The sequence below is a fragment of the Desulfosporosinus sp. Tol-M2 genome, from assembly GCF_059735615.1.
In genome coordinates this window covers 27,645-41,556 of record NZ_JCAIJG010000103.1, presented here as the reverse complement: position 1 = coordinate 41,556, position 13,912 = coordinate 27,645, and the positions used below count along the sequence as shown (strand labels likewise).

Below are 13,912 nucleotides of genomic sequence, written 5' to 3'. Positions count from 1 at the left end.
CTAACAATACCTAAAACCGAAAAGGAAAAAGCACTAGGGGAGAGCATTACTCCCCTTTTCTCATGAAACCAAGATAAAAAAACGATATGGCGGTATTTATTATGATGGCAACTTTAAAAAACAGAATTCGTATGGCGGGACTGAAAGCAAGGAACGTACTGGCAAATCAATGCGGCGACCAGATGACCGGCTGGCTTATCGTTGTCCTGATTGTTGTAGTGGTAGGCGCGGTGTTCATGACGTTGTACCAAGGCTCCATCACCACTATCTGGAACAGCATCGTCACCAAGATCACCGGCTTACTTAACTAATGACAGCCTTGCCGGGCATATATACTCACAGGGGAGGTGCGAGCAGATGAACAGGAAGCACCGGGGCATATGGGGGAGAAATTCCCCCCCTTTACCTTTCATAAAGCTGCTTTCGGATAGAAAGGGCAGCGCCTATTACGAACTGATTATCAAGACGCTGGCGGTGATTACGCTCATGGCCACAGTGATGTCCTTTCTGAGCATCTTCACCGCCTATTTGAATCTGAACCATATGTGCCGCCGTGTTGTCCGGGTGGTTGAGCTTGAGGGGCAGGTATCGGACAACGCATACGACGTTTTTTACCGACTGAAAGAGCAGACAGACCTGTCGCCGGAAATGACTATTGAGGATGTCCAATACTGCGACGGAAGCAAAAAAATCCAACTGCGGGATACCTTTACGGTGACGATGACAGACAGCTATGCCTTTACCCTATTCAAACCGTCCTTTACGCCGCCTGTTCAGATCAATATCCCCATGAAGGTAAGCATCACAGGTATGTCGGAAAAATACTGGAAGCTATCGGAATGAAAATGCCGGAAAGGAGGAAAAACCTGTGGGCAATTTCAAACGCATTATGAACAACCGGAAGGGCGACGCTTTTGTGTTTATCCTCATCCTCGTCTTTTTCATCCTCACCCTTGCCGCTATCCTGATCGAATACTTCCGCATGGAAAGTCTTTACCAGCAAGTTGAATACGTGCTCCAGCGCGGGGTAAACGACTCTGTAGAATACGCCATGCTCGACGAATACCGCAGAGACGGCTATTCACGAATGGATAGCGCCCTTGCCGAGGAAACGTTGTACGAATATTTGCATGAAAGCATGGGTCTGAATCCGGAAATGGACAAATACGCCGACGAGCAATGGGTTTATGAGCTTGAAATTGAAAGCCTGGAGGCCATCGATGACCCGCCCCGGCTGACGCTGAAAGGGACACTGAAAACCCGCAGCATTTTCGGCTTCCTGACCGGTGAAGTTCGGCTTCCCTTTACCATCTCCAGCGTCAACAACAGAATCGAGAAAGGAGGTCCCGAATGAAACGAAAGTATATTTTAGCCATGCCGCTTGTATTTATATGCTGTCTGCTCTTTTCCGTCAAGGCGTTTGCCGCATCGGGCAGCGACATTGAAATCAATGTTACCTCTCCCATCGACAGCCTGCTAACCGAAAGCGGCGTGGTAGCCGTAGAGCATTTTCCGGCAGAAATCCCTATCCATATCACGGCTAAAACCGGAACGCTCACAGATATTCAACTGGAGTATATCGGCCATAGCCGGGAGATAACCCCGGACTATACGCTGATGATTGAAAATAAGGAGGCTTGCGGCCCCTATACCATCACAGCTAAAACAGATCAAGGCGCTGTCCTCACCATCACGACCAATGTAGTATTTCAAGTCAAAGCCATTTATGACACCCGCTACCGAACCATCGGCATGAACGTGAAGGAAATCTATGAGGGTGAAACACTGTTGAAATCTTTCCCGGAACCGCAGCGCATCGACCTTGTGTACGCCAACACCGTTGCAGGACATGAGCAGGAACGGATTGCCGGTTGGATCGGAAAACACGACGGAGGCACTTACACTCTAAAGGGCAGCCTGGTGGTTGAAATTTACGGTTTTTCTTCCGGCAAGCTCTATGGAACCTATGATACGAATACGGATTTTGAACCGTTGACTACCAGCTATGGCTGGACGGAGAAAGCCCTCATTGCCTTTGATACCATGCGGAACACGGAAATCACCTATCAGGCTCCGGTAAAAATCGACGTTGATGCAACCTGGTGCAGTGAAGACAAACAAGAGGTGTACGGAAAGCTCTCAGCCCAGGACAAGGGGGTGCCGGAGCTTCTCTATCCCTACCAAACCACAGCGGTTACTTTTACGAAAGACGACATCAAACTATCCCGTAACTTCATTTATTGCGGTCTTGAATGGGACTACACACCGGAGAGCGCCGGATATACCGATGGAGAAAGCAAAACCCAGACCAGCATCACGCAAAAAATCAATTACACAATTCCGATGACAGACTTCTATTTCAAGTTCAAGGCTTGTGACGGAAACGACCTGTCGGTTGCCATCCACGCCCCTGCCACGGTTTACCGGGGGGACAGCTATTCCTTCACCGTAGTTTTTATGAACAGCGGAAATAGTCCGGCTTATGATGTACCACTCAAAGGCACGGTGGACGATGACCTGATCAAAGAGATTCCCGCCGTGCAGGACTTCTCACCCAATGAGAGCAAAACCTACACCATCAAACGCAAGGCCGACACTTCTGCTGATGTGATAAACCTGTGGGCGAACATCGGTGTACCGGAGGGCTTTATCGACGGCAATCTCGCAAACAACACAGCCACGGCAATCATCAAAATCATTGAGGAACCTGCACCGGAACCTGAAAAAACGCCTGACCCTGGCAATAATCCCGACCAGCCGGATATCCCGAATAATCCCCCGGATCAGCCACCTGACTCACCGAAGCTTTGCGACTTGTCGGCAAGCATTCTTGCGCCGTCCACTGTATATGAATATGAGAACTACAGCTATACCGTGAGCTTTACCAACCAATCCGGTACGGAACTGAAAAATGTGCTGTTGCGGGGGACAAACAACGATACCGCTTTGGCACAAATTCCGAAAACTTACAGTTTCAATCCCAGGGAGACAAAATCCTTCACCATTACAGGCACGGCGGGAAACGCGGGCGAGATATATAACCTGTGGGCCAATATTACAACGCCGAACGGCTTCCGGGACGATAATCCGGCCAACAACACCGCCGTTTCAAAAATCACGGTAGTGAAAAAGCCTTCCGGCAATCCGGACAATCCTGATAATCCCGACAACCCACCGGATAACCCGGACAATCCCGATAACCCGGACAATCCGGATGTGCCTTCGGAAAAGCTGTGCGACATATGGGCTAACCTATCCTGCCCGCCCATAGTTTACGAGCAGAAGGAATACAGCTTTACCGTGTATTTTGCCAATTCCACGGACAAAGCGCTGTCGGGAGTGAGCTTGAACGCTTCCATTGACGGCAAGGCGGTTTTGACAGTGCCATCCACTGCAAATTTCAAAGCCTATGAAACCAAAGCTTACGTCGTCAAAAGCACGGCGGGAGAAAAAGGCACAACCATTCATTTGGCGGCACAGGTATCACCGCCTACAGATTACAGAGATAGCAACACCAGCAACAACCAAGCGGCAGCGGAAATCATGGTGGTAGAACGTCCCTATGACCTGGATGTACAGCGGATAACGCCCGACCAATACAAGGAAAACCAGACGGTCATCAGTACCATCAATGTATCCAACAAAGGAAGCCTGGACTTTACGCCGGGGCAAAAGGTTTGCGTCCTGTTTGAAATCCCGGAACTTTCGATCAAAAAGCGTATTGATGCCGTGGTCATGGAGCAAGACACCTGGAACGTCGTATCGCTCAAATGGAATACCCCCAATGTCCAAGCTGATAAAAACATCACTCTCACTCTGATCGCTACCATCAATCCCGATAAAGTATTAGACCATGAAACCACTGCCGCCAACAACACCTATACCCAAAATGCCGTCATCAAAAATGTAGCCTATGATGAACCGGAAGAAAGCAGGACCGTCCCCGCAACGCCGCAAAGAAGCGACCAGCCAAAAGTGACGTGGTGGGAGCAACGCTATGAAAACGGCCAATTTGCATGGCGGCAGTTTTATGCCGAACTGAAAGTCACTGCCGCACTGGACTACGACACCAAGGCAAAGGGCTATCTCAAATCTGGCTACGGCTTTACCATCAACGTTACTGCCACCGTAAACACCAATTACGACAAGCCGGAGCTGATTACCGCCGCCCAGACGGCGGAAGTCTATCTGCCGCAGTACCGCTATGAAACATCCGTACCGTTGATGTCCGAAAGTACGAACCATTTTACTTTCCGTGAGAATCCCAGCTCACCATTCCGGTACAAAAAGCAATATGTTCCAACCTGGTTCCCCGATAACACGGACTACATCGTGCAGCTCCTTGTCACCGATGTTCATACGCCTGGAGGAACGCTGTCAAAGTGGATTGCCGGAGGGGAACTTGAAATCTATGTGGTGGACAACATGTATGATGATGACGTCACCACAGGAAATTGAAAATGGCCACGCTGTTATGCGCCATTCCCATACTTTGGGCAGCAGTAATGGATTATAGAAAGCGGATTATTCCGGATTGGACATGGATAGCCATTCTCTTGATCGGAGCTGCATCCGCTTTTCTGCTGCCATATCCAGCCTTACTTGAGCGGATTGTCGGATTTCTGCTGCCGGGATTGTGCCTGTTTTTCCTTGCTGTGAATTTTGGCGGCATCGGAGGCAGCGACATCAAGCTGACAGCAGCAATGGGCTTTTGCTTTGGCCTGTACTCTCTTGCGGTCATTCTCTTTATTGCTTTGCTTCCCGCCTGTATCTATGCAAAGGCGACAAAGCAAAAAAGCGTCCCGTTGGCCGTATTTTTGAGCATTGGTTTTTTCACGTATGCCGGGGCTCTTTTTATATATGGACTCATTTGCTGATTAAGTTGTAGGAGGTGCTTTTGTGGAACTGAAAGCGATACTGGCCATCGTGCTCTGTCTTGTAATTGTCGGTGGAGCGGTGTATTTGCACATCAAGCGAAAAAAGAAATAACGGCAGGATGGCAAAAGGGACGGCAAACACCGTCCCTTTTCGTCTGCGTCATAGATTGGAGTGGAAATATTGATGGATGAAGAAAAACGCATGGTGGATACCTACGAGGTAAAACACGCCATTCATGTTGGAGATAAAGAAATCCTTTTTGCGCTGGATGATACCAAAGCCGATTATCCGTACATGGTATGCAATTGCACCTGGGATAACCCGTTGGGCATCGATCACTATTTTAATGCCTCAGCAAGTGCGGACTACGTGGAAATGATGACAGAATTTACCGACCGCGTACAGGCGCAGCTTGAAGCGGTCAAAACGGAACGGGACAAAATCACCGTTCCCCTGCAGCCTTTCAAGCTGGAGCATTGTATCCCGAATGATTACGGAAAAAGCATTGGAAACAAGGTGGCGGTCATCCGTCCGGAGCGCCTGCGCCCTGAATACCGTACTGCCGACAAGCAGCTTGTACTGGCCACAGGCGGCTTTGGCGTTCATGCCAATTCCCGAGGCCGCGCTGTCTACACCGTCAACCTCTATTCCGGCAAAGAATCACGCTGGAACCGGGAGGATATTTTTGGCACCATCAAGCCGGAGCATCTGCCCGATTGGGCAAAAGATCGGCTCAAACAGATACAAGCCGAAAGGCAGACAAAGCAGAAAAAACATGAGCAGGAACGTTAGGAGGTTTGAACATGGAAAAGGAAGTCAACGCCGGTTATGTCATCACCGACCGGCTGACCGTGGGAAATTCGGAATTTGTGATCGGACAGCGCGATGAAGCACCTGCAAACTTTGTGACGTGGAAATGCAGAAAGGGCGAAAAGGAATATTTCTGGGGCCATTACATGAATGACCGCCTGACCGCCCTTGAAGACTTATGCAATCGTGCGCTGGATGAAGTCCATTATTTAAAAAGTCTCCAGCAGGAAAAGGATACACCTGAAAAACCAGTACAGCAGCCCCAAAAGAAAAAGCATGGGATAGAACGGTGAGGTGATCAAAATGACATTTGAAATCAGACCCTTTTCCCCGGAGGAAGCCGCCCTGTTTTATTCCAATGACGAAAAAAACAAAGAGCTTAGCTGTATCGGGCACCTGCGAGGGGATTTCGGGCACAAGGGCCGGGAGTTTTGGCATACATGGTTTGACCATCAAAGTGCGCTGAATACTCCGGAGTTCAAGTCCGATATTGCCGCTGTCATAAACGAACTGCGCACACGGGGGCCTTTGAAGGACTTGGGAACCATGGTGAACTACTGCTATGGACACCGGGAGGCCAAAATACCGGGCGCATGGCATCCCGACACGTACGGCTTTTGTGTGAATACCGACCGATACCGCTATTTTATCCGCTGTTTCCCGCAGCGGGGTGACTATAACTTTTACATCTACTGCTATAAAAATGAAAAGGAACGGCTGAATGAAAAAACTGAGGGCAAATACATACAGACTGCCCCAAAAAAGAAGAGCCATGAGCTGGAACGATAAGGAGGGATAAACGTTGGCAACGAAGCTGCAACTGATTACAGAGCTTTCGGAAACGACGGCTCACAGCGCCACAAGAAATCCTGTCAACTGGACTTCCTTTCTGAAAACAGCAGCATGGAATTACAAATATCCGTTTCAGGATCAGCTTTTGATTTATGCGTAGCGTCCCGACGCGACTGCCTGTGCTCCCATTGAGCTATGGAATCAGAAGTTTGGCAGATGGGTAAACCGAGGCGCGAAGGGCATCGCCCTCATCGACGACAGCGGAAGCCATTTAACTTTGCGACATGTGTTCGATGTGTCGGACACCAATAGCCGCTATAACCGCCCCATTGCGCTTTGGGCGATGCAGGATAGATATGCGGAGTCCGTGAAGGAAACGTTGGAAAGCACCTTTGGTGAGCTTGAAGAAAAACAAGATATTGCGACCGCCTTAATCTCTGCCGCCCGCAATGCCGTGGATGATAATTTCCCCGACTATCTCTCTGATCTGATGTACTTTAAGGAAAATAGCTTTTTGGAAGAACTGGACGACCTGAATGTGGAAGTAATCTTCAAGGAGATTCTCAAGATTTCCGTGGCTTACATAGCATTAGTCCGCTGCGGCTATCCTGCCGATGAATACCTGAGCTTTGAGGATTTTCAAGGCATTGTGAATTTCAATACGCTGGATACCATTTCGCGCTTGGGTGCTGCCACAAGTGATCTTTCCGAAATGGTTTTAAAGGAAATCGGGGCAACGGTCAAGGAACTGCAAAAAGCGGAGAAAAAACAAAACCGTACCTTTGCAAAAAATCAGGATGTACATCACAATGAAAACGTAAAGCAAAACAGTAATTCTGAAAGAGATGGTGAATATGGAACTGACCTACACGCAGAAGGGCGATTATCTGATACCCGACCTGATGCTGCCGAAGGAAGAAACGCACATCGGCAAATATGGGATGTTGCGCAAAACATATCTGAAAAACTACCGGAAAGGAATGTACGCAAGCTTGATGCTGTCGGGCAAACTGAACAGCCACCTGTCGGAGATCGACCGGACAGCGAAGGAGCGCATCGAACAGATCACAGCGAAGCTCTTACAGAGCAGTCCCGCGCCGGACAAGGCGACCGACCCGATGGGCTGGACAGGACACATGAACAACCTACGGCACTCAGCGGAGGAATCGGTGCTGGCGGGGCTGATTTACAATTAACATGGTATGGCAGAGAAACGGAGGACAAGAGTCTTCCGTTTTTTCATTCTACACCGCTTATCAATGAACTCCTGCGCTCTACCCCGCACTTAAAGGCAACCAAGCAGGAAATCGTAGACTTTTATACCGCTCACGAGGATAGAAAGCTTCCGGACGGCCAAGCCGGGGAAGCGGAAAAGAAACCAGCCGAAAAAGAAATTGCCGTGGGCGTGGAGCTTTCCATTGAGGACCGGCGCTATGCCATCGATAGCATCGACGAGGAAGCCGGTACGGTCAGTCTGCGGGACATCACCTTCCAGCGCAACACGGGCTTTCCCATTTTCCGCAGCGAAAGCATCGAGTTTGTGCGCGGCGTTTTGGAACAGGCCAAAGAACCCGTATGGCGAAAAACACAGGATGGCGAAGTATCTAAAGTCATCATTGACCTCCAGCCAGCAGCCCCTACGCAGCCCCGTGTCAATTTCCGTATCACCGACGATGAATTAGGGCATGGAGGTGCAAAGACCAAATACGGCTGGAATGTCGCCGCCATACGGCTCTTGAACCAACTGGAAGAACAAAACCGCTTTGCCACTCCAGAGGAACAGGAAATCCTTTCCCGGTATGTGGGATGGGGCGGCCTGCCGCAGGTATTTGATGAACAGAATAGCCAGTGGGCGAAGGAATACGCCGTGCTTAAGGAGCTGCTCACTGATGAGGAATATACATCCGCGAGGGCCTCCACCTTAAATGCTCATTATACTTCCCCCACCGTCATTAAGGCCATGTATGCCTGCCTTGCCAACATGGGCTTCCAGACCGGCAATATTCTGGAACCCGCCTGCGGCATCGGCAACTTTTTCGGCCTTGTGCCGGAGAGCATGAAAAACTCCAAGCTGTATGGTGTGGAACTGGACGGCATCACAGGCCGGATCGCCAAACAGCTATATCAAAACGCCAGCATCGCAGTGCAGGGCTTTGAGGAAATCAACCTGCCCGACAGCTTTTTCGACCTGGCTATCGGCAATGTGCCCTTTGGCAGCTATGGCGTGTCAGACAAAAAGTACGACAAATACAAGTTTTATATTCATGACTACTTTTTCGCCAAAACACTGGATAAGGTGCGTCCCGGAGGCATTGTTGCCTTTATCCCCTCTAAGGGCACGATGGATAAGCAGAATCCCGAAGTCCGCAAGTACATTGCGCAGCGGGCCGAGCTTCTGGGGGTCGTCCGGCTTCCCAACAATGCGTTTTTTGCCAATGCCGGCACGGAAGTCACCACCGACATCCTGTTCCTGCAAAAGCGTGACAGGGTAATCGACATTGAACCGGATTGGGTGCATCTCTCCACCTCCAAGGACGGCATCCCCGTCAATCGCTATTTTGCCGACAATACCGAAATGGTGCTGGGCACAATAGCCTACGACGACCGGATGTACGGCAACAAAAGTGAAACCACCTGTATACCCTATGAAGGTGCCGACCTCGCAGAGCTTTTGCGCGAGGCGCTGGAAAACATCCACGCCGAAATCACGGAATATGAGTTGGACGAACTATCCGATGACGCGGACGCCTCCATCCCGGCAGATCCAAATGTCCGCAATTTCAGTTACACCGTTGTGGACGGCGGGATCTACTACCGGGAAAACAGCCGGATGAACCGCGTGGAAACTTCCGTTACGGCGGAGGGCCGGATCAAGGGCATGATTGCCATCCGGGACTCAGTCCGCGAACTCATTGAATACCAGACCGAGGATTACAGCGATGAGGTGATCCGGGAACAGCAGTACAAGCTGAACTGTCTATATGACACTTTTGTCGCAAAATACGGACTTTTGAACAGCCGCGGCAACAACATGGCTTTTTCCGACGACAGTTCCTGCTGCCTGCTCTGTTCTCTGGAGATTCTCGACGAGAACGGCGAGCTGGAGCGCAAGGCGGATATGTTCACCAAACGCACCATCCGGCAACGCACGAACGTTACCCATGTGGATACCGCCACTGAAGCACTGGCGATCTCCATCGCAGAAAAAGCTTGTGTGGACTTAGGTCTAATGCAGAGCCTGACAGGGCTTTCCGAGAAACAGCTTGTAAAAGACCTGGAAGGCGTCGTGTTCCTCAATCCTGAAAAGCTGGACAATACAGGAAAGCCGATGTTTGAAACGGCGGATGCTTATCTCTCCGGCAACGTTCGGGAAAAGCTGAAAACCGCCCGGCAATTTGCCGAAATGCACCCCGACACCTACGGTGTGAATGTTACGGCACTGGAAGCAGTGCAGCCAAAGGACCTGAACGCCTCTGAAATTGATGTACGCCTCGGTGCGACCTGGCTTCCCCCGGATGTGGTTAAGGACTTCATCTTTGAGCTTCTGGAAACTCCGTATATGTACAGGCGCTACATCGATGTTTTTTATTCCACCTATACCGCCAACTGGAACGTCAAGGGCAAAAACGACGACCGCAGCGGAAACATTAAGGCCGTTATGACCTATGGCACCAGCCGTATTAATGCCTACAAGATAGTCGAAGAAACCCTCAATCTGCGGGATGTGCGCGTCTTTGATGCCGTATATGAGGACGGTGTTGAGAAGCGTGTATTGAACAAAAAGGAAACCGCCATCGCCCAGCAAAAACAGGAGGCTATCAAGGAGGCATTCCAAAGCTGGATATGGAAAGACCCTAAACGCCGGGAACGTCTGACAAGGCTCTACAACGACCGCTTCAACTCCATCCGTCCCCGCGAATACGATGGCAGTCATATCCGGTTTACAGGAATGAATCCGGAAATCACCCTGCGCAAACATCAAGTAGATGCGGTGGCGCACATCCTATACGGTGGCAACACCTTACTGGCTCACTGCGTGGGTGCGGGCAAGACCTACGAAATGACGGCTGCAGCAATGGAAAGCAAGCATCTGGGGCTTTGCAACAAGAGCATGTTTGTAGTGCCGAACCACCTGACCGAACAATGGGCCGGAGAGTTTTTGCAGCTCTACCCGTCTGCTAACATCCTTGTGGCGACGAAAAAGGACTTTGAAACTAAAAACCTCAAGAAGTTTTGTGCGAGAATCGCCACTGGCGACTATGACGCGGTGATTATAGGCCACAGCCAATTTGAGAAAATCCCCATCTCTGCGGAGCGCCAAAAACAGCAGCTGCAGGAGCAGATTGCGGAGATTACCAGCGGGATTCAGGAACTGAAAGAGGAAAAAGGCGAGCGTTACGCCATCAAACAGCTTGAAAAAACCAAAAAGACTCTGAAATTAAAGCTGGATAAGCTCAACGATACCAGCCGAAAAGACGATGTGGTAACGTTTGAGGAATTGGGCGTTGACCGACTCTTTGTTGATGAGGCAGATTTTTATAAAAATTTGTTTCTCTACACCAAAATGAGGAACGTGGCGGGCCTGTCCCAGACCGAGGCGCAGAAGTCCTCCGATCTGTTTGCCAAATGTCGCTACCTGGACGAACTGACGGACGGACGCGGCATTATCTTTGCCACTGGGACGCCGATCAGTAACTCCATCACCGAGATGTATACCATGCAGCGGTATCTGCAATACGAAGCCCTGCGTAAAAACGGACTCCAACATTTTGATTGCTGGGCAAGTACATTCGGGGAAACCGTTACGGCCATAGAGCTTGCGCCGGAAGGAACTGGCTACCGGGCCAAAACGAGGTTTGCACGGTTCTATAACCTCCCGGAGCTCATGAATATGTTCAAGGAAATCGCGGATATCAAAACTGCGGATATGCTGAATCTTCCTGTACCGAAAGCTAACTACCACAATGTGGCGGTGAAGCCCAGCGTATTCCAGCAGGATATGGTGGTCGAGCTTGCCGAGCGCGCCGAACGGGTACGCGCCAAGCTGGTAGAACCCTATGAGGACAATATGCTTAAAATCACCAACGATGGCCGCAAGCTGGCCCTTGACCAGCGACTGGCCAATCCCATGCTGCCCGACCACGAAGAAAGCAAGGTAAACGCTTGCGTGGACAATATCTTCTGCTTCTGGCAGGAAAACAGCGATAAGAAATTGACGCAGCTTGTGTTCTGTGACCTGTCCACACCTAAAGGTGACGGAAATTTCAATGTGTACGAGGATGTGCGCCAAAAACTCATCGCACGTGGAGTCCCCGCCGACGAGGTTGCCTTTATTCACGATGCCAACACGGAGACCAAGAAAAAGGAGCTGTTTGCCAAAGTCCGCAAAGGACAGGTACGTGCCCTGTTAGGCTCCACCTTTAAGATGGGGGCCGGAACCAATGTTCAGGACCGATTGATTGCGCTTCATGACCTGGATTGCCCGTGGCGGCCACGAGATCTGGAGCAGCGCTCCGGACGTATTGTGCGGCAAGGCAATAAAAACGACGAGGTGCATATCTTCCGGTATGTGACGGAAAACACCTTCGATGCCTACCTCTACCAGATACTTGAGAACAAGCAGCGGTTTATCAGTCAGATTATGACCAGCAAATCCCCTGTAAGAAGCGCCGAAGACATTGACGAAACAGCGCTTTCCTATGCTGAGGTGAAAGCGCTGGCTACTGGCAATCCCTATATAAAAGAGAAGATGGATCTGGATATTCAGGTGTCTAAGTTGAAGCTTTTGAAGGCGAATCATTTAAGCCAGCGTTACGCTTTGGAAGACCGGTTATTAAAGCACTATCCGCAGCAGATTAAATTTACCGAGGAACGGATTGAGGGTTATGAAAAAGACCTTTCCCTGTATGAGCAGCATAGCACATTGAAAACTATCGATGGCACCACAGAGGAAAACAAATTTGCGGGCATGACGGTCAAGGGAGTTTCGTACACCGAAAAGGCACAGGCGGGCGCGGCCATCCTTGAAGCCTGCAAGCTGATGACCACGCCGGAGCCGCAGGAGTTGGGCAGCTACATGGGATTTCCGATGCTGTTTTCCTTTGATGGATTTAATAAGCAGTATCAAATCACCCTGCGGGGTGCTCTCAGCCATACGGTCACTTTGGGTACAGACATCCACGGCAATATCACAAGACTCAATAACACTCTTGCCGAAATACCGAAGAAGCTGGAATATTGCCAAGAACAGTTAAAAACGCTCCGCCAGCAGATGGAAACGGCTAAAGAGCAAATCGACATTCCCTTTGAGAAGGAGCAGGAGCTTCAAACCAAATCTTCGCGGCTGGCAGAGCTGAATATTTTGCTCAACATGGATAAACATGAAAACGAGGTGATCGACGGCGAGCCGGATGAGGACATAGATGTACCGGAAAAGAAAGCCGTGGGCTATGAAAGATGAGGTGAAAAAACATGCCTTATGTAACACCGGAGCAGATCGAGCGCGCAAAGCGAATGGATCTGCTGACTTACCTGCAATATTACGAGCCGCAGGAGCTGGTGCGCTTTTCCGGCAACGTCTATACCACCCGTACCCATGACAGCCTGAAAATCAGCAACGGGAAATGGTGCTGGTGGTCGCGCAACATCGGCGGGCGTTCTGCCCTGGACTATCTCATCAAGGTACGGGGCATGACGCTCCCGGAAGCGGTACTTCAGATAGACGGACAGGCAGCGGTCATGCCGCCTGTTTCGCCAAAGGTGCAGAAACCTGTTGAGTCTAAAAAACTGCTCCTGCCTGAGAAAAATGAAAACAACGACCACGTGATTACCTACCTCATGGGGCGTGGCATTCACCGGGAGATTATAGACTACTGTATCCGGACCAAACAGCTATATGAAAGCCGTGATTATCACAACGCCGTCTTTATCGGTTTTGACCGGCATGGCGTTCCCAAATACGCTACTCTCCGTGGAACTTTTGGCGAACGGTTTATGGGGGAAGTGAACGGAAGCGACAAGCACTTCTCCTTCTCTATCCCGGCCAGGAACGAATGCCGCAAACTGCACCTTTTTGAAAGCGCTGTTGATTTATTATCCTATGGTACGTTGGAACTGCTTTCCGGGAAGGACTGGCGGCAGGAAAATTGCCTGTCCCTTGCGGGAATCTATATGCCGAAAAAGATTATTGAGGAAAGCACCCCGCCTGCCGCACTCATGCAATACTTAAAAGACTTCCCACAAATAAAGGAAATCGCTTTACACCTGGACAATGACACGGCTGGACGGCTGGCAGCAAAGACTATCAAGACCCTTCTTTCCTCCTCACTTACCGTTTCCGACGAGCCGCCAAAGCGTGGAAAGGATGTGAACGACTATCTAAGAATTGTATTAAGAATACGGCAGCAGCGGGAACGTGAATAAGCTGCAAGTT

Annotated in this window: 12 protein-coding genes; all 12 read left to right on the top strand. The window is 50.2% G+C overall.

From position 1 onward, the window contains the following. Positions 1–101: 101 nt before the first annotated feature. The 12 genes from AC6I5A_RS07605 (at position 102) to AC6I5A_RS07550 (ending at position 13,902) form a co-directional block, all read left to right on the top strand. Entirely contained in the window at positions 102–311 is a 210-nt protein-coding gene (locus AC6I5A_RS07605) for a hypothetical protein (RefSeq protein ID WP_034613733.1), read from the top strand. A gap of 46 nt (positions 312–357) precedes the next feature. Continuing rightward, positions 358–843, top strand: coding sequence for a DUF4320 family protein (locus tag AC6I5A_RS07600; RefSeq protein ID WP_034613731.1), 486 nt, complete (start codon positions 358–360; stop codon positions 841–843). Positions 844–868: 25 nt separating this feature from the next. Then, positions 869–1,354 carry a TadE/TadG family type IV pilus assembly protein gene (locus AC6I5A_RS07595; RefSeq protein WP_497900590.1) on the top strand — a complete coding sequence of 162 codons (486 nt, stop codon included), beginning with the start codon at positions 869–871 and terminating at the stop codon, positions 1,352–1,354. Next, positions 1,351–4,458: a DUF8195 domain-containing protein gene (locus tag AC6I5A_RS07590; protein ID WP_034613729.1), complete on the top strand. Its 3,108-nt coding sequence runs from the start codon at positions 1,351–1,353 to the stop codon at positions 4,456–4,458. The genes AC6I5A_RS07595 and AC6I5A_RS07590 overlap by 4 nt, the downstream gene beginning before the upstream one ends. Positions 4,459–4,460: 2 nt before the next feature. Further along, entirely contained in the window at positions 4,461–4,877 is a 417-nt protein-coding gene (locus AC6I5A_RS07585) for a prepilin peptidase (protein WP_034613727.1), read from the top strand. A 22-nt stretch (positions 4,878–4,899) separates the two neighbouring features. Next, complete coding sequence (locus AC6I5A_RS07580; RefSeq protein WP_156946500.1) at positions 4,900–4,989, top strand: LPXTG cell wall anchor domain-containing protein; 90 nt, start codon at positions 4,900–4,902, stop codon at positions 4,987–4,989. 72 nt (positions 4,990–5,061) lie between these two features. Next, positions 5,062–5,670 (top strand): hypothetical protein, encoded by a 609-nt coding sequence (locus tag AC6I5A_RS07575; protein WP_034613725.1) that lies wholly within the window; start codon positions 5,062–5,064, stop codon positions 5,668–5,670. Between the two features lie 11 nt (positions 5,671–5,681). Then, on the top strand, positions 5,682–5,981 hold the full coding sequence (locus AC6I5A_RS07570) for a hypothetical protein (RefSeq protein ID WP_034613724.1): 300 nt from the start codon (positions 5,682–5,684) through the stop codon (positions 5,979–5,981). Positions 5,982–5,991: 10 nt separating this feature from the next. Further along, a complete protein-coding gene (locus AC6I5A_RS07565) occupies positions 5,992–6,477 on the top strand; it encodes a hypothetical protein (RefSeq protein WP_052167960.1) in 486 nt (161 codons plus the stop codon). Between the two features lie 13 nt (positions 6,478–6,490). Then, positions 6,491–6,640 carry a hypothetical protein gene (locus tag AC6I5A_RS07560; protein ID WP_497900589.1) on the top strand — a complete coding sequence of 50 codons (150 nt, stop codon included), beginning with the start codon at positions 6,491–6,493 and terminating at the stop codon, positions 6,638–6,640. A 117-nt stretch (positions 6,641–6,757) separates the two neighbouring features. Further along, a complete protein-coding gene (locus AC6I5A_RS07555) occupies positions 6,758–12,940 on the top strand; it encodes a helicase-like domain-containing protein (protein ID WP_497900588.1) in 6,183 nt (2,060 codons plus the stop codon). Positions 12,941–12,951: 11 nt separating this feature from the next. After that, complete coding sequence (locus tag AC6I5A_RS07550) at positions 12,952–13,902, top strand: DUF3991 and TOPRIM domain-containing protein (protein ID WP_034613721.1); 951 nt, start codon at positions 12,952–12,954, stop codon at positions 13,900–13,902. The last annotated feature ends 10 nt before the right edge of the window (positions 13,903–13,912 follow it).